Raw genomic sequence first — 24,027 nt, forward strand, 5'->3', positions numbered from 1 at the left:
TTTCGATCAGGATCCGCTGTGGCACACCGAGGTGAAGCCACAGCCGTTCGAGGCGATTGCCTGGTACCACTGCGACCACCTCGGTACGCCGATGGAGCTGACCGATGAGCAGGGCAATGTCGCTTGGGCGGGGCAGTACAAGGCCTGGGGTGAGGTACGTGAAGAGCGCTCGGCGTGGGCCAAACAGCACGGCCTGAGCAACCCGCTTCGCTTCCAGGGTCAGTACCACGACCATGAGACGGGGCTACATTACAACCGGCACCGGTACTACGAACCCATTGCTGGACGGTTTGTTAGCCAAGACCCTATCGGTTTGGCTGGTGGGCTCAACTTTTATCTTTATGCGCCGAATCCGATAGACTGGCTCGACCCACTCGGTTTGAACCGTTTCAAAAAGGGAAGCTGGGGACCCTGTAACCGAGGCACAGGGCTTACCTACACTGTTTACCAGCAAAATATCGACTGGGATATGGAACACAAAGGTAAGACAAACTTACAACGGGCCATGGAAGGTGGCGCACCTTACATGATGAAGAATGGTGTGCCGCAACAGCTTCAGCTGCACCACTCCCGTCAACAGTCGGTCGGGCCACTGTTCGAGGTAACGACAAGCACACACAGAGCTGCAAAAGGTCGAGGCCGAGAAGCCTTGCACCCACACGGAAACAAGAAAAACCCAGAATTCCCTGTTGATCGTGATGCTTTTGACATTGACCGAAGGCAGTACTGGAAAGATCGTGCAGCAGAAGCAAACAAATCGAGAACTGGAGGCTGCAGCATATGATTCCACTGGAAGTTACAAAGTACTTAAGCGGCTACAAGGGCGATATCGCCAGGGCGGATAAAAATAGAGCAGCATCGGCACTTCAACGTCTGGGAGTGGCGACAGACTCTGAGTTCGGACGCTTCTACCTTAAGTATCAAGGTAGTTTTATAAGCCCCCGGCCTGCCGCCGAACTCCTTGACATTGAAGGCCCAGACATCCCTGCAATCCCAGATCAAACTGACTATGTCTGGGACAGGTACGAGATACCGACAAACTACCTCGCACTATCTTCCGACGAAAGTGAGGGAATGTACTTGTACGAAATAAACGACGGCGCCGTTTACGATCTCGATATTTCGCACCTTAATGAGTTCATTAATGGCGAGCTACCTGCTCGCTGGAAAAGCTTTAACGAGTTTTTAACCTGGTACTTCGAATCACCAGCTTAAACTTCCGACATGAGCTTTCCCCGCACCAGACCGGAACTCACCGGTAGCCACAGCGACTGTGGCTACCGCTTATGCGCGTCAACCATTAATAAAAAACACACAAACCATCATGAACTACTGCGATCTCACCACAATCGCAGACTGAATCAGCAGGAAAATAAATCTATCCCAAATTGTGCTGACGCAGAGGTGCTTATAATCAGGCCCGTGAATGGGGATATGAGAACGGTAACCTTGTTCCCATCCGTGACATTGATTTTACTGATCATGGCCGTCCTCAAAACCACCCGTGCCCACATCAGCATAACTGGCTCCCGAACCCTACAGGGGGAACACGGCAGCACGGCCCCGCAATCCATCTGGAGATGCCATGATGCAAATGCTCTCATTTCCTATGTATAGCCCGAGTGGCTCGAAGATTTCACTTGAAGATGTGCTAGGGTTCATCCCTGACAATTCATGGAATTGGTATATTTTTGATTTTTATGGGATGGGTTGCCCTCCGCCTGGAAACTCAATGGACTCTTTTGAAGAGCACATCCGATCTTCGAGTAATGGCATTTCCATGACATGGCCTGAGCTGAGGTTTTTTGCACGTTCATTGGAGCAGGAAATAGACCTGCAACTGATTGCAGCAAAAGCTGGAACAATCCTCTATCGCGAAGAAATAGAAGATAAAAGTCTCAGTAATGTCGAAATATTTATCGAGGCGATCGACAGCTCTGAGTGGTCTATCTGGGCACGTGACACCACAATATGTCATCGCATCCGGGGTGTGGTTTAAAGACTGAAGCCGCCGGCAAGTTTCGGCTGCTGCAGAGAACTCGCATGGCGGCAAGGATTTTGCAGTTGGAAAACTTGATCGAAAAACTACAAAGCTGGTACAGCAGTCAATGCAATGATGCTTGGGAACATTCATTCGGTATTGAAATTTCCAACATTGACAACCCAGGCTGGAAAATCAAAATCACAGGTGCAAATAACAAAAGCCACCTAACTATTAACGTCGAAAGAAGCGACGCGGACTGGATAGTAATCAACGCAGACGACACAGCATTTCAAGCATATGGCGGCTCACTAAATCTACAAGAGCTTCTGGAGGCGGCGGTTAAATGGCTTGAGTGACCTTGCTTATCAGGAAGGGCGACATTTGTCGCCCTGCGTAATTTTTCTCGTACTGTCGGAACTCGCGAATTTCAGTTCCTGCTTCAGTGCCTCATACCCAGCTCCGCATCATCCATCAACGCCTTGGCCAGCGCGCTCAGGTAATACGACGCCCAGAGCAGTTGCGGCTTTTCTTCCATGATCCCGGCAATGGTCAGGTCGCGCACGCAGCCCATCAGTTCCGAGGCTTTTTCGCGGGCGTGCTGGCAGGGGACACCGGGTTCGATGCAGAACAGCGGGGCGGTCTGGCCTTCGCCCTGGTAGAACTTGGTTTTGCCGGCTGTTGTATTGGGGGGTAGTGTCGTCTGTGGTCATTGTTTTTCTCCCTGAAGTTGTCGTTGCCTGGGTGGGCCCTTTCGCCGGCAAGCCGGCTCCTACAGGTGGAGCGTGGCGTTTTTCGTAGGAGCCGGCTTGCCGGCGAACAGGGCCGGGCGCGGCCTAATGCAGCGTCTGCGGAGCCTTGGGCATCTGCACCTGGATCAACGCCGATTCAAGCAACACGCGCAACGATTCGACTTCATGCATCGACGCCATCATCAGGATCGTGGCCGTGAACCTGGGCTGGGCGTGCACGGCCTGATGGGCCACGGTCAGTGCACACAGGGCGGAACGATCTTTAGCCTGGTCATAGTCCTGTTCGTGAATGAGGACTACCACAGCCTGCTGTCAAACAAGAAGGTGGCAGCTGTACATGGGTTGACAGACCGGTGAACAAGACCAGAAACCGGCGCACACGAGGTGCCCCACGCACAGCTGCCATAACGGCATGGCCATGCGGGATGTTCAGAGCGGCCTGTGAAAGCCAGTCGCTGATTCAAGCGACCCGCCGAGACTAGAGCCGTGCCAGAACGACCGTAACGAAAAAAAGGCGGCGGGAGTATGTTTGGGAAATGGACTACAGGAAAGGGGTTAAATCTGATTTCCAGGCCAGAAAGGCAATCCCGTCCAGGATTGCCTGGCCCGATCCAGGGCATTTGCGGTGCCTATGTTCGCCGGCAAGCCGGCTCCTACAGAGAGGCCTGCAAGCGTGCTACAACGCCCCCGCCGGCTTGCTGCCCGATACCCGCCAGCGCACCTCGGTAATGCCATAGCGCTCGGCCATCGGCCGGCTCATTTTCCTGATCTTCTCGCGCCCGAACTTCGGGATGATGCCGATGCCCGCATCGCAGCTGGCCCAGTGCCAGGCCTCGGCGTTGTCCAGATGCTCCAGGCGGATGACGAAACTGCGTGGCTGGCTGTGCAGCAGGTATTCGATGACGTACAGCTGTGGACTAGGCATTGCTCGCGGCCCTCCTCTTCTCCTTGGATGACGCCTTCATTGATCATCGGTCGCCGGTAAAAATTCAAAAAATTGTCGAACAGTTTCAGGCATGCACACTCCACTGGGTGGCATCCGCCTCGATGGGCACGTCGTCGATGGCATGGATCAACCCGCTGGCCAAGGCTTCCTGCGGGTCGAGAATGCGAGGATGGGCCATCAGGTAGCGCGGCACATCCAGCACCTCGCCGGCACCCGCCGTGCGCTCGGCGACGATCTGCGCATACAGGCGCAGGTCGTAGTCCAGGCTCATGGCGTACTCCGCCATGCGCGCATGGTCCACCGAGCCGTGCAGGGTCCAGTGGAACGGATGGAACAGGAACTTGCTGCAGGCGCAGGCCGTGCGGTGCGAGCCGGCCAGGAACAGGATATTGCCCATCGACTCGACCGTGCCGAGGTTGTGGGTGTGCACCGGCACGGGCAACGACAGCAGGAAGTTGTACAGGGTGAAGCCGTAGCTGCATTCGCCGCCCATGGTGGCGATGTTCAGTTGCAGCAGGTCCGCGCCCTGCTGCAAGGCCCGCGAACAGGTGTTGATCAGGTTGCCGCAGGTCGATGAATTGATCGGGCCGGTGTAGTGGATGATGTGCCTGGCCATGCCGTTCTCCAGAGTCAGTCCTTCGCTTGGTCGTCCTCGCACGCACTGTCGGGTGCCTGCGCACCGTGCTCACCCATCCGTTGGTACTGCTTGCGCAAGGCATGCAAAGCGGCGGGGTCAAGGTCTTCGAGGTCGAGCAAGGCCTTGTGGGCGCGCTGGGTGGTGCGCAACAGCTCGTCGATCTTGATGTGCAACTCGTCGTTATCGCGGTTCTGGGTGTTCTGGATGAGGAACACCATCAGGAACGTAATGATGGTGGTCGAGGTGTTGATCACCAGTTGCCAGGTGTCGTTGAAACCGAACAGCGGCCCGCTGACGCCCCAGGCCAGGATCAGCGAAACGGCGACGGCGAAAGTCAGCGGGCGCCCGCTCCAGTTGGCCAGCCATTGGGCGAAACGGTCGAATCTCATGGTGTGCCCTCTTTCCAACCCAGCCAACGGCAGGGAGATGTAAACCCGTGCCCCGCCCTGCGGTGGAGGGGCAATGGCAGGACAAAGTTCCAACCAGCCCGTCGCCCTTGATGCCGCCCGCTGGTCTGTCGCCCTGAACCCGGCCGCCGCCCACCGGGTCGCAACCCAAGACGCCTGGAAAAATTCGGGAAGACTGCGTGAACAAACCCTTGGCAACCCCCTGCCCCATCGACGACACCCAGGTGCGACGCCTGACGGTGATGACCCTCAACGTGCACAAGGGCTTCACTCCGTTCAATCGGCGCTTCATCCTCCCCGAGCTGCGCGAGGCCGTGCGCGCCACCGGGGCCGACCTGGTGTTCCTCCAGGAAGTGCATGGCAGCCACCAGCGGCATGCCTCACGCCACCCGGGCTGGCCCGAGGCGCCGCAGTACGAGTTCCTCGCCGACAGCATGTGGCCGCAGTTCGCCTACGGCCGCAACGCGGTCTACCCCCATGGCGACCATGGCAACGCGCTGCTGTCAAAGTTTCCCATCCGCGACCATGTCAACCTGGACGTGTCGGTCCACGGCAACGAGGAGCGTGGCCTGTTGCACTGCCAGCTTGACGTGCCAGGGCATGGGCCGGTACACGCGATCTGCGTGCACCTGGGACTGCGCGAAGGCCACCGCCAGCGCCAGGTCGGCCTGCTGCTGGCGTTGCTCGACAACCTGCCGCCGGATGAGCCGGTCATCGTCGCCGGCGACTTCAACGACTGGCGTCTGAAAGCAGATGCGCGGCTGTCGGGGCATCTGCTCGAAGCGTTCGGCACGCCGGCGCGCAGCTTCCCGGCCCGCCTGCCGCTGCTGCGCCTGGACCGCATCTACCTGCGCAATGCGCGCGCCGAGGACGCCCGGGTGCTGTCCCGCTACCCGTGGTCACATTTGTCCGATCATGCCCCCCTGGTGGCGGAGGTGACCCTGTGAAGCAGGCCTGGAGCGAGGGCAACCAGGTCGAACTGCTGATCAACGGCGAGCAGTACTACCCGCGCGTGTTCGAAGCCATGGCCCAGGCGCGCCAGGAAATCCTCCTGGAAACCTTCATCATCTACGACGACAAGGTCGGCCAGGGCTTGCGCCAGGCCCTGATCGACGCCGCCCGGCGCGGGGTGCGGGTCGAGGTGGCGGTGGACGGCTACGGCACCGCGGGCCTGCCCGACGATTTCATCGCCTCGCTGACCGAAGCCGGGGTGCGTTTTCATGCGTTCGACCCGCAGCCAAAGCTGGCCGGCATGCGCACCAACCTGTTCCGCCGCCTGCACCGCAAGATCCTGGTGATCGACGGGCAACGCGCGTTCATCGGCGGCCTCAACTACAGCGCCGACCACCTTGACGACTTCGGCCCGCAGGCCAAGCAGGACTACGCCGTGGAGGTCGTCGGCCCGGTGGTGGCTCAGGTGCACGCATCCTCTTGCCGCCTGCTCGCGGCGGTGCTGGATGCCGCCAGCCGGGGCCCGCCAACCAGCATCGCAGCAGGCCCGGCCAGCGCCATGCTGGTGGAGCGCGACAACCGGCGCCATCGCAACGATATAGAGGCCTGTTACCTGCAGGTCTTCCGTGAAGCCAGGCACCGTATCGTCGTGGCCAATGCCTATTTCTTCCCCGGTTACCGGCTGCTGCGCGAACTGCGCAACGCCGCCCGGCGCGGGGTCGAGGTGACCCTGATCCTCCAGGGGCAGCCGGACATGCGTTGGGTACGCGCGCTCTCGCGGTTGCTCTACAACTACCTGTTGCGCGACGACGTGCGCATCCACGAGTACTGCCAGCGTCCGCTGCACGGCAAGGTGGCGTTGGTGGATGATGACTGGGCCACGGTGGGCTCGAGCAACCTGGACCCACTGAGCCTGTCGTTCAACCTTGAGGCCAACCTGCTGATCCGCGACCGTGCGTTCAACGAACACCTGCACCAGCACTTGAACGAACTGACCCGGGAGCACTGCAAGGCCGTGACGCTGGAGCGCATGGTCCGTGGCTACTGGTGGCGCGCACCCTTGATCTTCCTGGGCTTCCACATCACCCGCTATTTCCCGCGTATCGCCGGCTGGTTCCCGGCGCACCGGCAACGCCTGCAGTCGCTGCAAGCCGGCAGCGAGGCCCCGGCCGACTACCACGGGGGCAAGACCTGATGGCCACGCCACGCTGGAAGACCTGGGGCAAACGCCTGCTGACCGTGCTGTTCCTGGTGCTGATCCCGGTGCTGCTGTTCACCCTGGCGCGCAACCTGGACTGGAACGAAGTGCGCCAGTCGCTGCTGGCCTACCGGCCCTCGACCCTGGCCCTGGGGTGGCTGCTGGCACTGTGCAGCTACCTGGTGTTCGCCAGCTACGACCTGCGGCCCGCGCCTACACCGGCCACCGCTTGCCGGCGCGCCAGGTACTGCCGGTGGCCTTCGTCTGCTACGCGTTCAACCTCAACTTCACCACCTGGGTTGGCGGCGTGGCCCTGCGTTATCGCTTGTACGGCAGGCTGGGCCTGGATACCGCAACCATCACCCGCATCCTCACCCTGGGCCTGTTGACGAACTGGGTGGGCTACCTGCTGCTGGCCGGTACGGTGTTCACCTCAGGCTGGGTGAAGTTGCCGGAAGGCTGGGCAGTAGGTGCAGGCGGCCTGCGCCTGATCGGCCTGCTGATGGTGGCGGTCGCGTTGGCCTACCTGTTCGCCTGTGCCTTTTCCAGGCGACGCACGTGGGCCCTGCACGGACACGAAGTCACCTTGCCGAGCCTGCGCCTGGCGCTGTGCCAGGTGGCCCTGGGTGCAAGCAACTGGGCGCTGATGGCGGCGCTGATCCACCTGTTGCTCCCTCCTGACCTGTTCTACCCGTCCGTGCTGGGCGTGCTGTTGATCAGTTGCTTGGCCGGTGTGGTCGCGCATATTCCTGCGGGGCTCGGCGTGCTGGAGGCGGTGTTCCTTGCCCTGCTTCACGGCCAGCTGGGTCAGGGAACGCTGGTCGCTGCGCTGCTGGGCTATCGAACGCTGTACTACCTGATCCCGCTGCTGTTGGCGGTGGTGATCTATCTGATCCTCGAGAAGCGCGCCAAGGCCTTGCGCCGACAGGCCGGGCCGGCCCTCGACAAACACTGACGCGAAGGAGAACCGCCATGGCCCGTGGAGACAAAGACAAGTACACCGAAAAGCAGAAACGCAAGGCCGAACATATCGAGCAGAGCTACGAGGCCAAGGGCGTTCCCGAGGAAGAAGCGCAAGCGCGCGCCTGGGCGACCGTGAACAAGCAATCCGGCGGTGGCGAGCGCAAGGGTGGCTCGGGGCAGCGGAAAAGCCCGGCTGCCAAGGCAAAGGCACGGCAGTCGTCGGCGCGCAGGGCTGTGGCGACCCGACACGGTTTGCCCCGACCCGAACGGCGGTTGGAGGATATGACCAAGCGTGAGTTGATGGATTTGGCGCGCAAGCAGGGCATCGCTGGGCGTTCCACCCTGGGCAAGGACGCGTTGCTCGAGGCCGTGCGCAAGGGGTGTGAAAGGCTCGAGGCCTAGGCATCGAACGGCTGATGGTAGCGCAGGGCGCCACAGCGCTCGCAGCATTGGCATTCGAGCCCGGTGAACTCATGGGTCGACACGCTGCGCCACAGGCAGCCACGCACGAGGCAGACAAGTTTCATCAGGCACCTCCTTGACCCACATGAACGGGGACTCTTACAAGGACTAACCACGCGGCGCAACGAAGGTCTACTCGATTTCACCCTGTGGCAACCTGGCACCCGGAAAATGCTCGTCCATCACCTGCCAGGCCACCGCTCGCAGCGCCTCGCTGCCGGCCAGCCCGTTCTCCCGCCCCAGCGCATATGCCTCGCGCTGGCGATCGGCACTGGTGCCGTCGCACAGGATGCGCCTTGCCTGCATGAACGAGCGTTCGGCATCGGCGCTGTCGGCCGGCAGCCAAGACTGCAATTGCGCCAGCCAGCCTTCTGCACTCACCGGTTGCTGGTCGACGGCACCGATGAACCTCCCTCGACGGCCGTACCGTGCGGCGCGCCAGTAGTTCTCCTGGGTGATCCAACGCAGCTCTTGGCTGACGGCCATGCCGTCGTGGCGTGCCAGGGCATGCTGCACAAGGTGGCGAAACAAGCCAGCGATGGCCAACCCCTCCTCCAGCCGTGGGCAGCCGTCGCAGATGCGCAGCTCCACCGTCGGGAATCGCCTTGACGGCCGGATCGCCCACCAGAAGTCGCCGTCCTCGGCCAGCGCACCGGTGCGCTGCAACAGCGCCCGGTAGCGCTGGTACGCGTTCCAGTCGGCCAAGGGTTCCGGCAGGCCCATGTACGGCCATTCGCCACAGATCACCCGTCGATAGCTCATATAGCCGGTGTCCTGCCCGCCCCACAGGGGTGACGAGGTGCTCAGCACCAGGAACAAGGGCAGCCAGTACAGCACGCGGTTGATCAGTTGCATGCGGTCGGTACCGGCCGGCACGCCGACGTGCACGTGCAAGCCATTCAAAAGGCTGCGTCGGGCGACCAGCTGGTAGTCGTCGAACAGTTGCCTGAAATGCGCAGTACCACGCGGATGCTGGCGCAGCCACTGGGCGGTGGGATGGCTGGCCGCGCCGTACAGGCCGACACCGAAGTCGCCAAGGGCCTCGCCCAGGCGCTGGCGGCTTTCGCCCAGGAAGCTTCGCGCCTGGCCCAGGCTGTCGAATACCGGCGAGACCACCTCGATCTGGCTGAGGAACATCTCTTCGGCCAACGTGGCCCCCAGCACCTCCCGGCAGCGTCGGGTGACTGCCGGCGCAGGGCTGGCCAGCACCTGCCCACTGGCCGTGTCGGCCAACAGGTATTCCTCCTCGATGCCGAACGTGCAGGGCTGCGCCATGGCGACGTCAACCGTTGCGGGTGACCGTCAGGGCCACCGCCGCGATACGTTCGACTTGTTCGTAGCCAGGCTCGAGCAATTGTTCGCCAAACACATCAGGGTCGAGCTCTTCGTAGGCCCAGCTGAACGCAGGACCCGCCAGACGCAGGCGGACCGCTTCGAGCAATGCATCCCGGCCGTCGACAACGGCGACGCCTGTGTAAAGCAGCAAGGTGCCACCGGGCAGCAGGCGTTCGCAGGCCTGCTCGACGATGCGCAGCGACAACTGCGCGCCCAACCTGCCGCCACCATGGCGATAGACGCGCTCGCTGGCGTCAAGCATGTAGGGTGGATTGGCCACTATCAGGTCGAAATTGCCACTGATGCTGCCGAGTAGATCGCTCGCGAACAGCGAAACATTGGTGACGCCGGCCAATGCGGCGTTCACCGCCGTGTAGCGCAGCGCCAGCGGGTTGATGTCCACGGCGGTGATGTGGGCATGCGGGGCCGCTCGGGCAATCGACAAGGCCCCGACACCCGCGCCGCAGCCGATGTCCACGGCATGCCGTAACGGGTGAGGACAGTGTTGAAGATGGCCATGGATGGCGCGGACGAACCGGTAGCTGTCCGGGCCGAAGAACACCGCGTCGTGGCTATCGGTGGGCCAGGCCGAATGAGCCAGCAGCAGGTCGCCCAGGCTCGACCAACGCACCGTGCTGCGCAACAGGTCATCTTGCGTCGACAACACGCCCGCCGCCGCCATCGCTGTCAACGCGTCAGCATTGATCAGTGAGGGGGCGAATGGCCGGCTCCAGCCGAACACATCACGCAGGTTGCGTGCGCGGCACGCCTCGGGTCGCCCATTGACCCGGGCCTGGGTGGCCGGGGTAACACACGTGAAGCGGTAGCCGTCGGCGCGCAGCCGCCGCCCCAGTTGCAGCAACGCCTCGTCAGCGTGGATCGGATCCTGGTCGAGCGGCATCAGCCCTGCCCTCCGCTGGCCAGTCCCGTGGCGAGGATGTAGGCACGGGTGGCCTGCAAGCCTTGAGGCAAGGCATGGCGGTTGCCGGCCATCGCCTCGATGGACTGATCGATATCGAACCCTGGCGGCGCTGCAGGCCGCTCATCATCCAGGGCCAGCGCGTTCTCCCATTGGCCCGGCGGCACCCGGCGAACCTCGCGGCCCTGCCAGCTACCGGCAATCCAGTCATGCCAAAGCTGCTTCTCATAGGCATCGAACACCCCGAACATGGCCGCAGTGGGGCCCTCGATCAGCGTCCACAGCCGGCTTTGCGTGGGGTCTGCGTCGCGCTTCACCCAGCCTTGCGCCTGCAGTGCATCAAGGAACGCGGGGATCGAACCCGGCTCGGCAAGCCATTGGTTGACAGTACGACCCTGCAGGCGACAGCGGTCCGAATGCATGAATTGGCCAAACACCCGCTTGCGCTCCAACGCCGCGAGCAGTTCGCCCTGAAGGTCGAACGAGGCGATCAATGTCGGCGTATCGATGCCTAGGTCGTTGAGCCGGTAGCCATGGCGGACACGCAGGTAGAACGCGCCGCCGTCATCCCTGGGCAACAGCAGGCGCAAGCTTTCCAGCGAGCGCCGGGCGTGGCCGCTGGCCGCGTTGTCGATGGTGACGTGAAGCTGGAAGTAGTGGGCGTCGATACCCAGTTCGGCCAGTTCGTGCGTGGTGATGAGCAAGTGCAGTGGCGGTTGCTCATAGCCCAGGTTGTAGCCGATCACTTCGGGCAGGAAACGTTCGCCATGCAGCCCCAAGGCGAGCTGCACGGCACCTTGCAGGTAGCGTTCGGGGGGCAGTGGCAGCCCTTGCAGGCAACCCAGGTGGCTGAGCAGGCGCTGGTAGACCAGCACATGGTTGCAACGCGGGTCTCCATCCCCCAGCTCTTCGAGGTGCGTGCGGATCAGCCCGTGGAAGCGTGGGTCACGCCAATGGCGCAGGGTGCCGTGCAGCCAGGCGCCGTCGACCGCCTTGGTCGGCGCTACCTGTTGCAGGAACCACAACGCCTGGGCGCGAGTGGTGAAATAACGCCGTCCGGCCCCCTCACGCCGTTGCTGCAGGTAGACCGCATGCTCGCGGGCGACCTGCGCAGCACGGGCAGCGGCCCATTCGGGCAACGGGTCGGGGTGCTCAGGCAGGTCGTCGTCCTGTGTGCTGACGTGGCGCAGCAGCGCTTGCAGCCAGGCCTCGGCCTGGGCGTCGTGTCCTTCCAGCAGTGCCTGGTATCGATGCGCCAATCCATGGTTCGCGTTCGGGGCGGTCACCGTATGGGCGGTGTCACGGGTCAGCGGCACCATGGCAGGCACCTCGCTTGTCGATTCTGTGGTGGGTCTTCGGGTGAGGTTGATCCGCTCCAGGCGGCACGTCTTCTTCGGGACTACGCAGTGCCAGGCGAACCCGGCACTGCACGCCCTTGCTTACGAACGGCCGCCCTTGCGACCGGACTCGGTGTCGCGCTGGCCGCCACCCGCGCTCTGGCCGCCTTTGCGGCCTGCCTCGGCGGCTTTCTCGCGGTCGTTGGCGAAATTGCCCGGGTTCTTCGATCCACCCTGGCTGCCGGTTTTGTGGCTGTCCTCGCGACCGGTCATGTTGCTGTCTTTGTTGGCCATGATTGCAAAACCTCATATCGCTGAAGGGATGCACGGCGGTGTGCCGTACATGGGTTGGGAGTCCGGCGAAAAGTACGGATTCGGTTTATTCCGCGCGGATCGGACCGGTGGCGCTAAACATGCGGCCACGCTGTATTTGGGGCGCAAGTGGACGCCACCACGACCGCGCCGGGATTGACCCTTCGAGGAAAGCATCTTAATCTGCACAACCTACCGATAGGTAGGCTGATTTCTCGCTTAATGGATACCCTTTGATGCAGTCCTCCAACCTGCGCTTCGCCGCCTCCCTCGCCTTGATCGGCGCCCTCGGCCCCTCGGCCATCGACATGTACCTGGCCAGCCTGCCGGAGATGGCCCGCGACTTCGCCACCGGCTATCCCCAGGTGCAACTCACCCTCACCGTGTTCCTATTGGCCATGGGCATCGGGCAACTGCTGTTCGGCCCACTGGTGGACGCGCAGGGGCGCCGTCGGCCCTTGCTAGCCGGCCTGCTGCTGTTCAGCGTTACGGCCTTTGCCGCAGCAGCGGCCCCTACGCTCGAAGCGCTGCTGCTCGCCCGCCTGCTCCAGGGCCTGGCCAGCGCCCTCACCTTGGTGGTGATCATGAGCATGGTCCGCGACGTCGCCGAAGGCGCAAGGGCGGCGCAGATCTTCGCCCTGCTGATGACCATCGAGGGCCTGGCGCCGATTCTCGCCCCGGCCCTGGGCGGGGTGGTCGATGCCGCCTTTGGTTGGCGGGCGATCATGCTGGTGCTGGGTGCCCTGGGCATGCTGACGCTGCTCAATTCCAGCCTGGCGCTGGGCGAAACCCTGCCTGCCGAGAAACGGGTACGCCTGGCACCCCGGCAGGTCTGGGCGGCCTACACGCGGATCGCCACCGATGGCGCGTTCCTGCGCCCTGCCCTGGCCCTGTCGGCGGTGTTCTTCTTCCTGTTCGCCTACATCGCCGGCTCCGCGTACGTCTATCAGCAGCACTTCGGGCTCACCAGTGCGCACTTCGGCCTGGTGTTCGGCGCCTGCGGCGTGGCCATCCTGCTGGGCGCGGCGTTGTCCGGGCGCTGGGTAACGGGCCATGGCGTGGCCCGGGTGGCCTGGTGGGGCGCGCTGGCCATGGGCGGCGGCGCGCTGCTGGCGGTGGCCGGTGGCGTGGCGGGCGGCGGCTTGGCGCTGCTGCTGGCGGGGGTGGCGCTGGCGTTGTTCGGCTTAGGGATTTGCGAAGCTACGCTGATGGCCCTGGCGATGTCCTCGCAGCAGCGCGATGTGGGCTCCACGGCGGCGTTGCTGGGTGCCGTGCAGTTGGGTATCGCGTCGAGCGCCACGCCCCTGGCCGGCTACCTGGCGACACTGGGGCCGCTGCCCTGGGCCTGGCTGCTGGCGGCCGCCGCGGTGGTCATCGTCGGTTTGACCCGCGCCGCCCTGGCACAGACAATCAGCGCCTCGCACTGCAGCGTCAACCCGGAGTGACCGCCTTGAAAACCCTTTCCCCTTCCGCCGCGCGCATCTGCGACCACGCCGTCGAGCACTTCGCCGAGCATGGCTACGACGGCTCGTCGCTGAACGAGATCGCGGCCCTGGCGGGCATGCGCAAGGCGTCGCTGTATGCCCATTTCGCCAACAAGGATGCACTGTTCGTGCAGGCGTTCGAACGGGCGCTGGCCGATGAGACGGCCTATGTCGAGGCGGGTTTCGCCCACGAGGCGGCCGGCAAGGAGGCGCCGGGGCACTGGCACCCGCTGCACCTGGCCGAGCGCTACGCCGCCTCGGCCAACCTGCGCTTCGTGCTGCGCACGGCGTTCCTGCCGCCTGCGTCGATCCATTCAGTGATTACCGGGGGCTTCGAGCAGTACCTCGAACGGATCCGCCTGGGTTTCTGCCAGGCCCTGTGCGAACGCCACGCCTGGGCGCGCAGCGATGGCAACAAGCTGGAGCTGTATGGCGATGCGTACCTGGGGATCATCGACAGCCTGCATGTGGAGCTGTTGTATGCGAACCCGGCGGTATATGCGCGGCGAGCGGCGTCGTTGCTGAAGATTCTCGATGATTCGCTGCAGCTCGCCGCGTGCCCCGTGGATGCTGCACGCCCCCTGTAGGAGCGGCTTCAGCCGCGATGCAGACACCGCGGTACCTGGCACCAGCGTTGCTGGTGATCGCGGCTGAAGCCGCTCCTACAGGGGTTGGGCACGGGTTCAGGGCTTGACCTTCTTCAGCTCGTTCAACAACCCCATCAACTGCTCCAGCTTGTCCGCGCCGAACTGGCGCTGGATCTCCTGGTAGTTGCGCTCCATCTCCTCGCTCATCGCCAGGAACGCCTGCTGCCCACGCACGGTCAGGCTGATGAAGATCCGCCGCTGGTCTTCCGGCGACTTGCGCCGCGCCACCAGGCCGTCGCGTTCCAGGCGCTTGAGCACGCCGCTCATGCTGGGCTTGAGGATGCAGGCCAGGTCCGCCACCTGGTGGCTTTCCAGCTCGCCCTGCTGACGCAGGATGCGGATCACCCGCCATTGCTGCTCGGTCAGGTCGTGGGCATTGAGCGCCGGGCGGAAGAACGCCATGGTCGCCTCGCGGGCTTGCAGCAGGGTCAGGGTGAGGGAGGGTCGTGGAGTGGTCATCAGGACAGGTCAAAGGGCCGTTTTATTAAGATATTAATAAAGTGAAAACCATTTCACCCCGCCCTGTCCAGCACCTGTGAAAAGTACAAGCGCCTCCCGCAAAACGCCATTTTTCCACAACCGTCGTGGTCGCACGATTCGCTGCATGCCTTTGGCCTGGAGCCTGCCGCCCCATGCACCGCTCAACGCAAGGCCGCCTGGCGCTGGCGGTACTCACCTGGCGCCATGCCCGCATGGCGCTGGAAGAATCGGCTGAAGTACGCCGGGTCCTTGAACCCCAGCTGGTAGCAGATCTCGTTGGCCGAACCGCCGGTAAACAGCAGCAGGCGCCGCGCCTCCTGCATCAACCGCTCGAACACCAGGCGCTTGGACGGCAGGTCGGCGATGCGCCGGCAGATATCGTTGAGCCGTGCCTCGGTCACGCCCAGGGCGTCGGCGTAGGCCGGCAATGCCCAGTGCTCAAGATAGTGGCGTTCGATCAGCTCGTTGAAACGGTGGAACACCTGCAGGTCCTCATGCCGCGCCGGCGTCGCCTCCAGCGAATTGGCGCACAGGCGCAGCAGGCTGATCATCACCAGCCGCGCCAGGTCCTGCACCGCCGTGCCCTGCCCCGCCTGGCCATGGCCGATTTCGCTGCCCAACAGGTCGAACAGCTGCTCCAGGCGCCGTGCCTCGTCGCGTGCCTGGCCCTGCAAACGCCCCAACGCGACGCAGGCCGGCGGCAGGCGCGGCCCGGCCATCAGCCCAGGCTCGGCCTGCAGCAGTTGCCAGACCAATTGCTGGCGCACGGTGAGCACATGGCCGTCAGCGTCGGCCTCGGTGACAAAGGCATGAGGGACGGTCGGCGGCGTCAGAAAGAACATCGGGCCCGACTCGTGGTAGCGCTGCTCGTCCAGGTAGACCCGCACGCTGCCGGTCTTCACGTAATGCACCTGGAAGAAGCGGTCATGGCGGTGCACCGGCATGTTGCGGCCAAAAAAGCCAGCCAGGTTGCCGAGCCGGTCGTAGTGCACCTCGCTGTCGCTGTAGCGCTGGTCGTAGACCTGACCGATGTTGATGTTGGGGATCGGCTGTCGCTCTTTCATTGTTGTTCTCGCAGCGGTGAAACGTGCCGGGGAAACCATCGTAGCAGCACCGGTCGACGGCGTACGCCTTGACGATCGTTAACATATTAAATATAACGTTAACACATTAACAAAAACACCGCGAAGCACCCCGAGCGCTTCGTCCATCGCAGGAGAAAAGCATGAGCCGTGCCTTGCACGAGGTCGCCAGCGGCAGCCTGTTCGGCGTCGCCCTGAACTATCAGGGCCTGCTGCAGCAGCACCTGGCGTCCTTCCACGAAGCGCCGTACAAGCAACCGCCGGTCAAGCCGGTGCTGTTCATCAAGACCCCGAATACCCGTAACAGCCACGGCCAGGCCGTCACCTACCCTACGGCAGTCAAACACCTGCAACCAGGCCCGGCGCTGGGTGTGGTGATCGGCAGGGACGCCAGCCGCGTCAGCGCCGAGAACGCCCTCGAGTACGTGGCCGGCTACACCATCGTCAACGAATTCAGCCTGCCGGAAGACAGCTACTACCGCCCGGCGGTCAAGGCCAAATGCCGCGACGGCTTCTGCCCGCTCGGGCCACAGCTAGTGCCCGCGGCGCAAGTAGCCAACCCCGATGCGCTGGGCATCCGCCTGTGGGTCAACGGTGAGTTGCGCCAGCAGAGCAACACCGCCAATTGTGTGCGCAGCGTGGCGCAGCTGATCGCCGAGATCAGCGAGTTCATGACCCTGCATGCCGGCGACGTGCTGATCACCGGCACCCCGGAGGGCCGCGTCGACGTGCTGCCCGGTGACCGGGTGACGGTCGAGATCGACGGCCTCGGCCAGCTGACCAACCCCATCGTCGCCGAACAAGGACTCGCCCCATGAAGCACGCCCGTATCCAGTTCGACGGTCAGGTCCATCCGGTCACTGTCGAAGACGATCAATACCTGCGCCTGGCCGACGGCCGCCGTGTGCACGCCGACCAGGTCACCTGGTTGCCGCCCGCCACCGGCACCATGTTCGCCCTGGGCCTGAATTACGCCGACCACGCCGCCGAGCTGGCCTTCACCCCGCCCACCGAGCCGCTGGCCTTCATCAAGTCGCCGGGCACCTACACCGGGCACGACCAGGTCACCTGGCGCCCGGACAACGTCCAGTACATGCACTACGAGTGCGAGCTGGTGGCGGTGATCGGCAAGACCGCGCGCAACGTCCGGCGCGAGGACGCCCTGGACTACCTGGCCGGTTATACGGTGTGCAACGACTACGCCATCCGCGACTTTCTCGAGAACTACTACCGCCCCAACCTGCGGGTGAAGAACCGCGACGCCACCACCCCGGTCGGCCCGTGGATCGTCGATGTCGCCGATGTGCCGGACCCGTCGAACCTGACCCTGCGCACCTGGATCAACGGCGAGCTGAAACAGCAAGGCAGCACCGCCGACATGATCTTCGACATCCCCTACCTCATCGAATACTTCTCCAGCTTCATGACCCTGCAACCCGGCGACATGATCGCCACCGGCACCCCGGAAGGCCTGGCCGACGTGGTGCCGGGCGATGAAGTGGTGGTGGAAGTGGAAGGCGTCGGCCGCCTGGTCAACCGCATCGTCAGCGAAACCGCGTTCTTCGCCCGCAACGCACAAGAGGCAACAGCATGATCAAGCACTGGATCAACGGCCGCGAAGTCGAGAGCCGTGACACCTTCGTCAACTACAACCCAGCCACCGGCGAAGCGATCGGCGAAGTGGCCAGCGGTGGCGCCGAGGAAGTCGCCCAGGCCGTGGCCGCGGCCAAGGACGCGTTCCCCAGGTGGGCCAACACCCCGGCCAAGGAACGTGCGCGGCTGATGCGCCGCCTGGGCGAACTGATCGACCAGAACGTGCCGCAACTGGCCGAGCTGGAGACCCTGGACACCGGCCTGCCGATCCACCAGACGCGCAACGTGCTCATCCCCCGCGCCTCGCACAACTTCGACTTCTTCGCCGAAGTGTGCACGCGCATGGACGGCCACAGCTACCCGGTCGACGACCAGATGCTCAACTACACCCTGTACCAGCCGGTGGGCGTGTGCGGGCTGGTGTCGCCGTGGAACGTGCCGTTCATGACCGCCACCTGGAAGACCGCGCCGTGCCTGGCCCTGGGCAACACGGCGGTGCTGAAGATGAGCGAGCTGTCGCCGCTCACCGCCAACGAGCTGGGGCGCCTGGCGGTCGAGGCCGGCATCCCCGACGGTGTACTGAACGTCATCCAGGGCTATGGCGCCACGGCGGGCGACGCGCTGGTGCGCCACCCGGATGTGCGGGCCATCTCCTTCACCGGCGGCACCGCCACCGGCAAGAAGATCATGCAGACCGCAGGGCTCAAGAAGTACTCCATGGAATTGGGCGGCAAGTCGCCGGTGCTGATCTTCGAGGACGCCGACCTGGACCGCGCGCTGGACGCCGCGTTGTTCACCATTTTCTCGCTCAACGGCGAACGCTGCACCGCTGGCAGCCGCATCTTCATCCAGCAGAGCGTGTACGCGCAGTTCGTCGCCGAGTTCGCCGCCCGCGCCAAGCGCCTGATCGTCGGCGACCCGACCGACCCGAAGACCCAGGTCGGCTCGATGATCACCCAGCAACACTACGACAAGGTCACCGGCTACATCCGCATCGGCATCGAGGAAGGCGCGCGCCTGGTCGCGGGCGGCCTTGAGCGCCCGGCCGGCCTGCCGGCGCACCTGGCCAAGGGGCAGTTCATCCAGCCCACCGTGTTCGCCGACGTCGACAACCGCATGCGTATCGCCCAGGAGGAGATCTTCGGCCCGGTGGCGTGCCTGATCCCGTTCAAGGACGAAGCCGAGGCGCTACAGTTGGCCAACGACACCGAGTATGGGCTGGCCTCGTACATCTGGACCCAGGACATTGGCAAGGCTCACCGCCTGGCCCGGGGCATCGAGGCCGGGATGGTGTTCATCAACAGCCAGAACGTGCGCGACCTGCGTCAGCCGTTTGGTGGGGTGAAAGGCTCGGGCACCGGCCGCGAAGGGGGGCAGTACAGCTTCGAGGTGTTCGCCGAGATCAAGAACGTGTGCCTGTCCATGGGCAGCCACCACATTCCACGCTGGGGTGTGTAACCGGGATGGCCCTTCGCGGGTAAACCCGCTCCTACAGGTACCGCGTCGCTGCACCTGTAGGAGCCGGCCTTGCCGGCGAATCGAGGGCAAAGCCCTCGCCATGGAAACCCAAAACAACAACCCTTCACAGGAGACACACCATGGGCAAACTCGCACTCGCCGCCAAGATCACCCATGTGCCCTCGATGTACCTGTCCGAACTGCCCGGCCCGCGCCAGGGCTTCCGCCAGGCGGCCATCGACGGCCACCACGAGATCGGCCGCCGTTGCCGCGCCCTGGGCGTGGACACTATCGTGGTGTTCGACACCCACTGGCTGGTCAACGCCAACTACCACATCAACTGCGCCGCGCATTTCGAAGGCTTGTACACCAGCAACGAGTTGCCGCACTTCATCGCCAACATGAACTACGGCTTCCCCGGCAACCCGGAGCTTGGGCGCATCCTGGCCGAGGAATGCAACCGCCTGGGCGTCGAGACCATGGCCCACGACGCCACCACCCTCGCCCCGGAGTACGGCACCCTGGTGCCGATGCGCTACATGAACGCCGACCAGCATTTCAAGGTGATCTCGGTCTCGGCCCTGTGCACTTCGCATTATCTGAACGACAGCGCCCGCCTCGGTTGGGCCATGCGCAAGGCGGTCGAGGAGCACTACGACGGCACCGTGGCCTTCCTCGCCAGCGGCTCGCTGTCGCACCGCTTCGCCCAGAACGGCCAGGCACCGGATTTCGCCACCAAGGTGTGGAGCCCGTTCCTGGAAACCCTCGACCACCGGGTGGTGCAGATGTGGCAGGACGGCGACTGGGCCGACTTCTGCGCGATGCTGCCGGAGTACGCAGTCAAGGGCCACGGCGAAGGCTTCATGCACGACACCGCCATGCTGCTCGGCGCCCTGGGCTGGTCGAAGTACGACGGCGAGGCCGAAGTGGTCACGCCCTACTTCGGCTCGTCCGGCACCGGGCAGATCAACGCGATCTTCCCGGTCACCCCGCAGGATGGCGCCGCCATCCCCGCCGCCCAGGCCTCGAACCCGGCCGGCGTCGCCGCCACCAGCCGCCTGTAGGGAGTCGCGCCATGCCCCATCTGGTTCTGCTCTACAGCCCGGACATCGAAGCCGACGCCGACATGCCAGGCCTGTGCCGCGCCCTGGCCGAGCGCATGCTCGAACAGCACGACGAAAACGGCCGCCAGGTGTTCCCCACCGGGGGTACCCGGGTGCTGGCCTACCCCGCCACCCATGCGGCAATCGCCGATGGCCAGGGCGACTATGGCTTCGTCTACGCCAACCTGCGCATGGGCAGCGGCCGTAGCGCCGCGGTGCACAAGCAGGTCGGCGACCACCTGCTGGCGGTATTGCGCGCGTACCTGGACCCGCTGCTGGCCCGGCGCCCGGTCGGCGTCACGCTGCAGATCGACGAAAGCCAGGCCCAGGTGTACGACGCCAAGCACAGCAGCCTGCACCCCCTGTTCAACCGTCAGCCCTGAGGTTTCCATGCTCGACGCGCACATCATCCAGCAAGCCGCCGCCCGCCTCGACCAGGCCGAGCGCTCTCGCGAGCAGGTCGGCCAGTTTTCCCTGCAACACCCGTCAATCAGCATCGACGACGCCTATGCCATCCAGCGCGCCTGGGTGGCGCACAAGATCAAGGCCGGTCGCCGGCTGGTCGGCCACAAGATCGGCCTGACCTCGCGGGCCATGCAGGTTTCGTCGAACATCACCGAGCCGGACTACGGCGCGCTGCTCGACGACATGTTCTTCGACGAAGGCAGCGACATCCCGTTCGAGCGTTTCATCGTGCCGCGCGTGGAAGTGGAGCTGGCCTTCATCCTCGGCAAGCCGCTCAAGGGCCCCGAGGTGAGCCTGTTCGACGTACTCGAGGCCACCGAATGGGTGATCCCGGCGCTGGAGATCATCGACGCGCGCATCCAGCAGGTCGACCCGGCCAGCGGCGCCACCCGCAAGGTGTTCGACACCATCTCCGACAATGCCGCCAACGCTGGCGTGGTCCTGGGCGGGCGCGCCGTGCGCCCGGGTGACATCGACCTGCGCAAGGTGCCGGCCGTGCTTTACCGCAATGGCGTGATCGAGGAGTCCGGGGTGTCTGCCGCCGTGCTCAACCACCCGGCAAAGGGGGTGGCCTGGCTGGCCAACAAACTGGCACCGTACGACGTGGGCCTCGAAGCCGGCCAGGTGATCCTGGGTGGCTCGTTCACCCGCCCGGTGGCCGCGCGCCCGGGCGATACCTTCCATGTCGACTACGACCAACTGGGCTCGATCGCCTGCCGGTTCGTCTGAGGAGTTGCCATGCACATGCCCATCAACACCTTCAAGCAACGCCTGCGCAGCGGTGAAACACAGATCGGCCTGTGGCTCGGCCTGGCCGATCCCTATTGCGCGGAGCTGGCGGCCAACGCCGGCTTCGACTGGCTGCTGCTCGACGGCGAACACGCGCCCAACGACCTGCGCAGCCTGCTCGGCCAGTTGCAGGCGGTGACGCCCTACCCGGCCCAGCCGATCGTGCGCCCGGTGATCGGCGATACCGCGCTGATCAAGCAACTGCTCGACATCGGCGCGCAGACGCTGCTGGTGCCCATGGTCGAGAGCGCCGAGCAGGCGCGCGGGCTGGTGCGTGCCATGCGCTACCCGCCCGATGGCGTGCGCGGGGTGGGCAGCGCCCTGGCCCGGGCATCGCGCTGGAACACTATTCCCGGTTATCTGGACCAGGCCGACGAGCAGATGTGCCTGCTGGTGCAGATCGAGAACCGCGAGGGGTTGGCCAACCTCGATGCGATCTGCGCCGTCAACGGCGTCGATGGCGTGTTCATCGGCCCGGCCGACCTCTGCGCGGCCATGGGGCACCGGGGCAATCCGGGGCACCCCGAGGTACAGGCCGCCATCGAGGATGCCCTGGTGCGAATCCAGCGGGCTGGCAAGGCGGCGGGGATTCTCAGTGCCGACCAGCAGCTCGCCCGGCGCTATATCGAGCTGGGGGCGGCGTTCGTCGCCGTCGGCGTGGACACCACGGTGCTGATGCGCGGGCTGCAGACGCTGGCCGGGGTGTTCAAGGACGGCGCAGGGGCAACCGTTCAGGGCGGGGTCTACTGAACGGTTGCGACCTCTGTAGGAGCGGCTTCAGCCGCGATCACCCGCGAAGCGGGTGCCAGGCACCGTGTTGCCAGGTTCGCCGGCAAGCCGGCTCCTACACTGGCAGCCTCGGTCAAGCTCGCGGCAGCCACAGGCAAGACACCTACCGCCCGTTAGGCGCCCAATACCCCGCAACAGCCAGCGCTTGTGCAAGCCCTGCTTTCCAACAATTCCAACTGTCCAGGCTGCGCCATGATCAACATCGAAACGCCCACGTACTACACCGCCACCAAGAAGTACAACCTCAGTTTCCCCACCCTGGAAAGCGACATCGACGCCGATGTCGTGGTGATCGGCGGCGGCTTCTCGGGCATCAACACCGCCCTGGAGCTGGCCGAGCAAGGTATCACCAATGTCGTCGTGCTCGAAGCCCGCTACCTGGGCTTCGGCGGTACCGGCCGCAACGGCGGGCAGATCATGGCCGGCATCGGCCACGACCTGGAGAAGATCAAGGGCAGCGTCGGCGAACAGGGCCTGCGCGAGATCTTCGAGATCAGCGAGCTGGGCGCCGGCATCATCAAGGAACGCATCGCCCGCTACCAGATCGACGCCGACTTCTGCCACGGCTACGGCTACATGGGCTTCAACGCCCGCCAGGAAAAGACCCTGCGCGCCTGGGAGAAGGACTTCAAGGCAATCAACAACAAGGACGAGATCCGCTTCCTGGGTGGTTCGGAGGTCAAGCAGATCATCGGCTCCGACGCCTACAGCAGCGCCCTGCTGCACATGGGCGGCGGCCACGTGCATTCGCTGAACCTGCTGCTCGGCGAAGCCCAGGCCCTGGTCAGCCATGGCGCGCGGATCTTCGAGCACAGCCCGGCCCTGGAGGTGCACTACGGCGAGCGCATCACCGTGCGCACCGGGCGTGGTTCGGTCAAGGCCGGCAAGCTGCTGTGGGCCTGCGACAGCTTTCTCAACAAGCTCGAACCCGAGTTGCACGCGCGCACCGTCAACACCTACGCCCTCCAGCTGATGACCGAGCCGTTGTCGGACGAACTGATACAGCGCATCAGCCCGATCCGCGGCGCCTACAGCGATATCCGCCCGGTGATCGACTACTACCGCGTCACCCGCGAGAACCGCCTGCTGTTCGGCGCCGCCACGCCTTTCGTGGAGCACATCCCGAAAGACCTCAAGGCGTGGAACCGCAACCTGATGCTGAAGATCTTCCCGTACCTCAAGGACGTGCGCATCGACCTGGCCTGGGGCGGCCCGATGGCCACCAGCGCCAACCTGTTCCCGCAGATCGGCACCCTGAGCAACCGCCCCAACGCCTTCTACGTGCAGGGCTATTCAGGCTTCGGCGTCACCCCGAGCCACATCATCTGCAAGATCCTCGCCGAGGGCATGAGCGAAGGCTCCCGCCGCTACGACCTGATCAGTTCGGTCAAGCACGCGCGCATTCTCGGCAAGGACCATATCCGCCCGCTGCTGCTGACGGCCGGCAAGACCGTGCATCAGCTGTCGGGCTTCTTCAACGGCCGCCGTTGATTCCTTTTCCCACCAGACTGGAGAACCACCATGACCCTCACCGCCGTCCGCCAGGGTGTGCAACTGTCCGAACTCGACGCCTGGGGCACCGTTGCCGACCTGGGCTCGACCATCCTCGAAGGCGAGGTCAAGTGCTACGGCAAGATGACCCATGGCGCACCGACCGACCCGGTCAGCAGCGCCTATTTCGGCACCACGCAAGGCAAATTCCGCATGGTCTACCCGTTCAGCGAGCAGGCGGTGATTGTTACCGGCGAGATTCAGTTGACCGATGAGTCCACCGGGCAGGTGACGCGCTACAAGGCAGGGGATGCCTGGTTCGTGACCAAGGGTACGCCGGTGTTGTGGGAGGTGTTGAGCGAGACGTTCGTCAAGCATTACCTCGCGGTTTCTTGAATTTAAAATGCCGCCAGTCACCTGAGCCTGGCGGCACTGCTGTAAACTTA

The 24,027-nt window shown here is 64.1% G+C and carries 29 protein-coding genes and 2 pseudogenes; 19 read left to right on the forward strand and 12 right to left on the reverse strand.

What is annotated here, in order from left to right; all coding sequences use genetic code 11:
• The 4 genes from NGM28_RS26745 to NGM28_RS26760 all read left to right on the forward strand — a co-directional run.
• A partial coding sequence (locus NGM28_RS26745; protein WP_252092329.1) for an RHS repeat-associated core domain-containing protein occupies nt 1-784 on the forward strand: 784 nt, incomplete at its 5' end.
• On the forward strand, nt 781-1,215 hold the full coding sequence (locus NGM28_RS26750) for an SMI1/KNR4 family protein (RefSeq protein WP_252092330.1): 435 nt from the start codon (nt 781-783) through the stop codon (nt 1,213-1,215). The genes NGM28_RS26745 and NGM28_RS26750, both read left to right, overlap by 4 nt.
• Before the next feature lie 370 nt (nt 1,216-1,585).
• Nucleotides 1,586-1,999 (forward strand): hypothetical protein, encoded by a 414-nt coding sequence (locus NGM28_RS26755; RefSeq protein ID WP_252092331.1) that lies wholly within the window; start codon nt 1,586-1,588, stop codon nt 1,997-1,999.
• 65 nt (nt 2,000-2,064) lie between these two features.
• Nucleotides 2,065-2,340 (forward strand): Imm53 family immunity protein, encoded by a 276-nt coding sequence (locus tag NGM28_RS26760; protein WP_252092332.1) that lies wholly within the window; start codon nt 2,065-2,067, stop codon nt 2,338-2,340.
• 83 nt (nt 2,341-2,423) lie between these two features.
• On the opposite strand, the pseudogene NGM28_RS26765 reads toward NGM28_RS26760, so the two are convergent.
• The 5 genes and pseudogenes from NGM28_RS26765 to NGM28_RS26785 form a co-directional block, all read right to left on the reverse strand.
• A pseudogene (locus NGM28_RS26765) lies at nt 2,424-2,694 on the reverse strand (DUF3077 domain-containing protein).
• A gap of 123 nt (nt 2,695-2,817) precedes the next feature.
• The gene (locus NGM28_RS26770) at nt 2,818-3,036 is read right to left on the reverse strand and encodes a hypothetical protein (protein WP_252092333.1); all 219 of its coding nucleotides are present in this window, start codon (nt 3,034-3,036) and stop codon (nt 2,818-2,820) included.
• A 373-nt stretch (nt 3,037-3,409) separates the two neighbouring features.
• Complete coding sequence (locus NGM28_RS26775) at nt 3,410-3,658, reverse strand: DUF6555 family protein (protein WP_011534233.1); 249 nt, start codon at nt 3,656-3,658, stop codon at nt 3,410-3,412.
• Nucleotides 3,659-3,743: 85 nt separating this feature from the next.
• Nucleotides 3,744-4,295 carry an ATP-dependent Clp protease proteolytic subunit gene (locus NGM28_RS26780; protein WP_240066133.1) on the reverse strand — a complete coding sequence of 184 codons (552 nt, stop codon included), beginning with the start codon at nt 4,293-4,295 and terminating at the stop codon, nt 3,744-3,746.
• A 14-nt stretch (nt 4,296-4,309) separates the two neighbouring features.
• Nucleotides 4,310-4,705: a low affinity iron permease family protein gene (locus NGM28_RS26785; RefSeq protein ID WP_240066132.1), complete on the reverse strand. Its 396-nt coding sequence runs from the start codon at nt 4,703-4,705 to the stop codon at nt 4,310-4,312.
• Nucleotides 4,706-4,902: 197 nt separating this feature from the next.
• On the opposite strand from NGM28_RS26785, the gene NGM28_RS26790 reads away from it, so the two are divergent.
• From NGM28_RS26790 to NGM28_RS26805, 4 genes and pseudogenes are all read left to right on the forward strand, one after another.
• Nucleotides 4,903-5,670 carry an endonuclease/exonuclease/phosphatase family protein gene (locus NGM28_RS26790; protein WP_252092334.1) on the forward strand — a complete coding sequence of 256 codons (768 nt, stop codon included), beginning with the start codon at nt 4,903-4,905 and terminating at the stop codon, nt 5,668-5,670.
• A complete protein-coding gene (clsB, locus tag NGM28_RS26795) occupies nt 5,667-6,869 on the forward strand; it encodes a cardiolipin synthase ClsB (protein WP_252092335.1) in 1,203 nt (400 codons plus the stop codon). Before NGM28_RS26790 ends, clsB begins: the two co-directional genes overlap by 4 nt.
• Nucleotides 6,869-7,827 (forward strand): annotated as a pseudogene (locus tag NGM28_RS26800) (lysylphosphatidylglycerol synthase domain-containing protein). The gene clsB and the pseudogene NGM28_RS26800 overlap by 1 nt, the downstream one beginning before the upstream one ends.
• 17 nt (nt 7,828-7,844) lie before the next feature.
• Entirely contained in the window at nt 7,845-8,237 is a 393-nt protein-coding gene (locus NGM28_RS26805) for a termination factor Rho (RefSeq protein ID WP_240066128.1), read from the forward strand.
• On the opposite strand, the gene NGM28_RS28760 is transcribed toward NGM28_RS26805, so the two are convergent.
• The 5 genes from NGM28_RS28760 to NGM28_RS26825 all read right to left on the reverse strand — a co-directional run bounded on the left by NGM28_RS28760 (nt 8,234) and on the right by NGM28_RS26825 (nt 12,182).
• Complete coding sequence (locus NGM28_RS28760) at nt 8,234-8,362, reverse strand: PSPA7_2676 family Cys-rich small protein (protein ID WP_275679376.1); 129 nt, start codon at nt 8,360-8,362, stop codon at nt 8,234-8,236. The two genes, NGM28_RS26805 and NGM28_RS28760, sit on opposite strands and share 4 nt — an antisense overlap.
• Before the next feature lie 67 nt (nt 8,363-8,429).
• Entirely contained in the window at nt 8,430-9,572 is a 1,143-nt protein-coding gene (locus tag NGM28_RS26810; protein WP_252092336.1) for a carboxylate-amine ligase, read from the reverse strand.
• Between the two features lie 7 nt (nt 9,573-9,579).
• Nucleotides 9,580-10,533, reverse strand: coding sequence for a methyltransferase (locus NGM28_RS26815; RefSeq protein ID WP_252092337.1), 954 nt, complete (start codon nt 10,531-10,533; stop codon nt 9,580-9,582).
• Nucleotides 10,533-11,870, reverse strand: coding sequence for an iron-containing redox enzyme family protein (locus tag NGM28_RS26820; RefSeq protein WP_252092338.1), 1,338 nt, complete (start codon nt 11,868-11,870; stop codon nt 10,533-10,535). Before NGM28_RS26820 ends, NGM28_RS26815 begins: the two co-directional genes overlap by 1 nt.
• A 120-nt stretch (nt 11,871-11,990) precedes the next feature.
• Nucleotides 11,991-12,182 (reverse strand): con-10 family general stress protein, encoded by a 192-nt coding sequence (locus NGM28_RS26825; RefSeq protein ID WP_240066124.1) that lies wholly within the window; start codon nt 12,180-12,182, stop codon nt 11,991-11,993.
• A gap of 254 nt (nt 12,183-12,436) precedes the next feature.
• Between NGM28_RS26825 and NGM28_RS26830 the strand changes: the two genes are divergently transcribed.
• The gene (locus tag NGM28_RS26830) at nt 12,437-13,645 is read left to right on the forward strand and encodes a Bcr/CflA family efflux MFS transporter (protein WP_252092339.1); all 1,209 of its coding nucleotides are present in this window, start codon (nt 12,437-12,439) and stop codon (nt 13,643-13,645) included.
• Between the two features lie 5 nt (nt 13,646-13,650).
• The gene (locus NGM28_RS26835; protein ID WP_240066122.1) at nt 13,651-14,271 is read left to right on the forward strand and encodes a TetR/AcrR family transcriptional regulator; all 621 of its coding nucleotides are present in this window, start codon (nt 13,651-13,653) and stop codon (nt 14,269-14,271) included.
• 96 nt (nt 14,272-14,367) lie between these two features.
• Here the strand turns inward: NGM28_RS26835 and hpaR are convergent, their stop codons facing one another.
• A complete protein-coding gene (hpaR, locus tag NGM28_RS26840; protein ID WP_011534246.1) occupies nt 14,368-14,790 on the reverse strand; it encodes a homoprotocatechuate degradation operon regulator HpaR in 423 nt (140 codons plus the stop codon).
• A gap of 182 nt (nt 14,791-14,972) precedes the next feature.
• Nucleotides 14,973-15,875 carry a 4-hydroxyphenylacetate catabolism regulatory protein HpaA gene (gene hpaA / locus NGM28_RS26845; RefSeq protein WP_252092340.1) on the reverse strand — a complete coding sequence of 301 codons (903 nt, stop codon included), beginning with the start codon at nt 15,873-15,875 and terminating at the stop codon, nt 14,973-14,975.
• A gap of 161 nt (nt 15,876-16,036) precedes the next feature.
• Here hpaA and NGM28_RS26850 point away from each other — a divergent pair, with 161 nt between their 5' ends.
• The 9 genes from NGM28_RS26850 to NGM28_RS26890 all read left to right on the forward strand — a co-directional run bounded on the left by NGM28_RS26850 (nt 16,037) and on the right by NGM28_RS26890 (nt 23,977).
• Nucleotides 16,037-16,711 (forward strand): fumarylacetoacetate hydrolase family protein, encoded by a 675-nt coding sequence (locus NGM28_RS26850; RefSeq protein WP_252092341.1) that lies wholly within the window; start codon nt 16,037-16,039, stop codon nt 16,709-16,711.
• On the forward strand, nt 16,708-17,487 hold the full coding sequence (locus NGM28_RS26855; protein ID WP_240066119.1) for a fumarylacetoacetate hydrolase family protein: 780 nt from the start codon (nt 16,708-16,710) through the stop codon (nt 17,485-17,487). Before NGM28_RS26850 ends, NGM28_RS26855 begins: the two co-directional genes overlap by 4 nt.
• Entirely contained in the window at nt 17,484-18,944 is a 1,461-nt protein-coding gene (gene hpaE / locus NGM28_RS26860; RefSeq protein WP_240066118.1) for a 5-carboxymethyl-2-hydroxymuconate semialdehyde dehydrogenase, read from the forward strand. The genes NGM28_RS26855 and hpaE overlap by 4 nt, the downstream gene beginning before the upstream one ends.
• Before the next feature lie 140 nt (nt 18,945-19,084).
• The gene (gene hpaD / locus NGM28_RS26865; RefSeq protein WP_252092342.1) at nt 19,085-20,008 is read left to right on the forward strand and encodes a 3,4-dihydroxyphenylacetate 2,3-dioxygenase; all 924 of its coding nucleotides are present in this window, start codon (nt 19,085-19,087) and stop codon (nt 20,006-20,008) included.
• An 11-nt stretch (nt 20,009-20,019) separates the two neighbouring features.
• Nucleotides 20,020-20,430, forward strand: coding sequence for a 5-carboxymethyl-2-hydroxymuconate Delta-isomerase (locus tag NGM28_RS26870; protein WP_252092343.1), 411 nt, complete (start codon nt 20,020-20,022; stop codon nt 20,428-20,430).
• Between the two features lie 7 nt (nt 20,431-20,437).
• On the forward strand, nt 20,438-21,241 hold the full coding sequence (gene hpaH, locus NGM28_RS26875; protein WP_252092344.1) for a 2-oxo-hept-4-ene-1,7-dioate hydratase: 804 nt from the start codon (nt 20,438-20,440) through the stop codon (nt 21,239-21,241).
• A 9-nt stretch (nt 21,242-21,250) separates the two neighbouring features.
• On the forward strand, nt 21,251-22,051 hold the full coding sequence (gene hpaI, locus NGM28_RS26880) for a 4-hydroxy-2-oxoheptanedioate aldolase (protein ID WP_252092345.1): 801 nt from the start codon (nt 21,251-21,253) through the stop codon (nt 22,049-22,051).
• A 231-nt stretch (nt 22,052-22,282) separates the two neighbouring features.
• Nucleotides 22,283-23,581, forward strand: a complete 1,299-nt coding sequence (locus NGM28_RS26885) for an NAD(P)/FAD-dependent oxidoreductase (protein ID WP_252092346.1) — start codon at nt 22,283-22,285, stop codon at nt 23,579-23,581.
• 30 nt (nt 23,582-23,611) lie between these two features.
• Nucleotides 23,612-23,977: a cupin domain-containing protein gene (locus NGM28_RS26890; protein ID WP_240066112.1), complete on the forward strand. Its 366-nt coding sequence runs from the start codon at nt 23,612-23,614 to the stop codon at nt 23,975-23,977.
• Nucleotides 23,978-24,027: the final 50 nt, after the last annotated feature.

It is taken from the genome of Pseudomonas sp. MWU13-3659 (assembly GCF_023757525.1).
GTDB lineage: Bacteria > Pseudomonadota > Gammaproteobacteria > Pseudomonadales > Pseudomonadaceae > Aquipseudomonas > Aquipseudomonas entomophila_E.

What these genes read in the sequence shown, in the direction of transcription:
- NGM28_RS26805 (WP_240066128.1), top strand. Translation starts at nt 7,845, where the DNA reads ATGGCCCGTGGAGACAAAGACAAGTACACCGAAAAGCAGAAACGCAAG.
- NGM28_RS26855 (WP_240066119.1), top strand. Translation starts at nt 16,708, where the DNA reads ATGAAGCACGCCCGTATCCAGTTCGACGGTCAGGTCCATCCGGTCACT.
- NGM28_RS26825 (WP_240066124.1), bottom strand. Translation starts at nt 12,182, where the DNA reads ATGGCCAACAAAGACAGCAACATGACCGGTCGCGAGGACAGCCACAAA.
- NGM28_RS26815 (WP_252092337.1), bottom strand. Translation starts at nt 10,533, where the DNA reads ATGCCGCTCGACCAGGATCCGATCCACGCTGACGAGGCGTTGCTGCAA.
- hpaR (WP_011534246.1), bottom strand. Translation starts at nt 14,790, where the DNA reads ATGACCACTCCACGACCCTCCCTCACCCTGACCCTGCTGCAAGCCCGC.
- NGM28_RS26820 (WP_252092338.1), bottom strand. Translation starts at nt 11,870, where the DNA reads ATGGTGCCGCTGACCCGTGACACCGCCCATACGGTGACCGCCCCGAAC.
- hpaD (WP_252092342.1), top strand. Translation starts at nt 19,085, where the DNA reads ATGGGCAAACTCGCACTCGCCGCCAAGATCACCCATGTGCCCTCGATG.
- hpaH (WP_252092344.1), top strand. Translation starts at nt 20,438, where the DNA reads ATGCTCGACGCGCACATCATCCAGCAAGCCGCCGCCCGCCTCGACCAG.
- hpaE (WP_240066118.1), top strand. Translation starts at nt 17,484, where the DNA reads ATGATCAAGCACTGGATCAACGGCCGCGAAGTCGAGAGCCGTGACACC.
- NGM28_RS28760 (WP_275679376.1), bottom strand. Translation starts at nt 8,362, where the DNA reads ATGAAACTTGTCTGCCTCGTGCGTGGCTGCCTGTGGCGCAGCGTGTCG.
- NGM28_RS26830 (WP_252092339.1), top strand. Translation starts at nt 12,437, where the DNA reads ATGCAGTCCTCCAACCTGCGCTTCGCCGCCTCCCTCGCCTTGATCGGC.
- NGM28_RS26885 (WP_252092346.1), top strand. Translation starts at nt 22,283, where the DNA reads ATGATCAACATCGAAACGCCCACGTACTACACCGCCACCAAGAAGTAC.
- NGM28_RS26870 (WP_252092343.1), top strand. Translation starts at nt 20,020, where the DNA reads ATGCCCCATCTGGTTCTGCTCTACAGCCCGGACATCGAAGCCGACGCC.
- NGM28_RS26780 (WP_240066133.1), bottom strand. Translation starts at nt 4,295, where the DNA reads ATGGCCAGGCACATCATCCACTACACCGGCCCGATCAATTCATCGACC.
- hpaA (WP_252092340.1), bottom strand. Translation starts at nt 15,875, where the DNA reads ATGAAAGAGCGACAGCCGATCCCCAACATCAACATCGGTCAGGTCTAC.
- NGM28_RS26850 (WP_252092341.1), top strand. Translation starts at nt 16,037, where the DNA reads ATGAGCCGTGCCTTGCACGAGGTCGCCAGCGGCAGCCTGTTCGGCGTC.
- hpaI (WP_252092345.1), top strand. Translation starts at nt 21,251, where the DNA reads ATGCACATGCCCATCAACACCTTCAAGCAACGCCTGCGCAGCGGTGAA.
- NGM28_RS26890 (WP_240066112.1), top strand. Translation starts at nt 23,612, where the DNA reads ATGACCCTCACCGCCGTCCGCCAGGGTGTGCAACTGTCCGAACTCGAC.
- NGM28_RS26755 (WP_252092331.1), top strand. Translation starts at nt 1,586, where the DNA reads ATGATGCAAATGCTCTCATTTCCTATGTATAGCCCGAGTGGCTCGAAG.
- NGM28_RS26750 (WP_252092330.1), top strand. Translation starts at nt 781, where the DNA reads ATGATTCCACTGGAAGTTACAAAGTACTTAAGCGGCTACAAGGGCGAT.
- NGM28_RS26775 (WP_011534233.1), bottom strand. Translation starts at nt 3,658, where the DNA reads ATGCCTAGTCCACAGCTGTACGTCATCGAATACCTGCTGCACAGCCAG.
- NGM28_RS26810 (WP_252092336.1), bottom strand. Translation starts at nt 9,572, where the DNA reads ATGGCGCAGCCCTGCACGTTCGGCATCGAGGAGGAATACCTGTTGGCC.
- NGM28_RS26785 (WP_240066132.1), bottom strand. Translation starts at nt 4,705, where the DNA reads ATGAGATTCGACCGTTTCGCCCAATGGCTGGCCAACTGGAGCGGGCGC.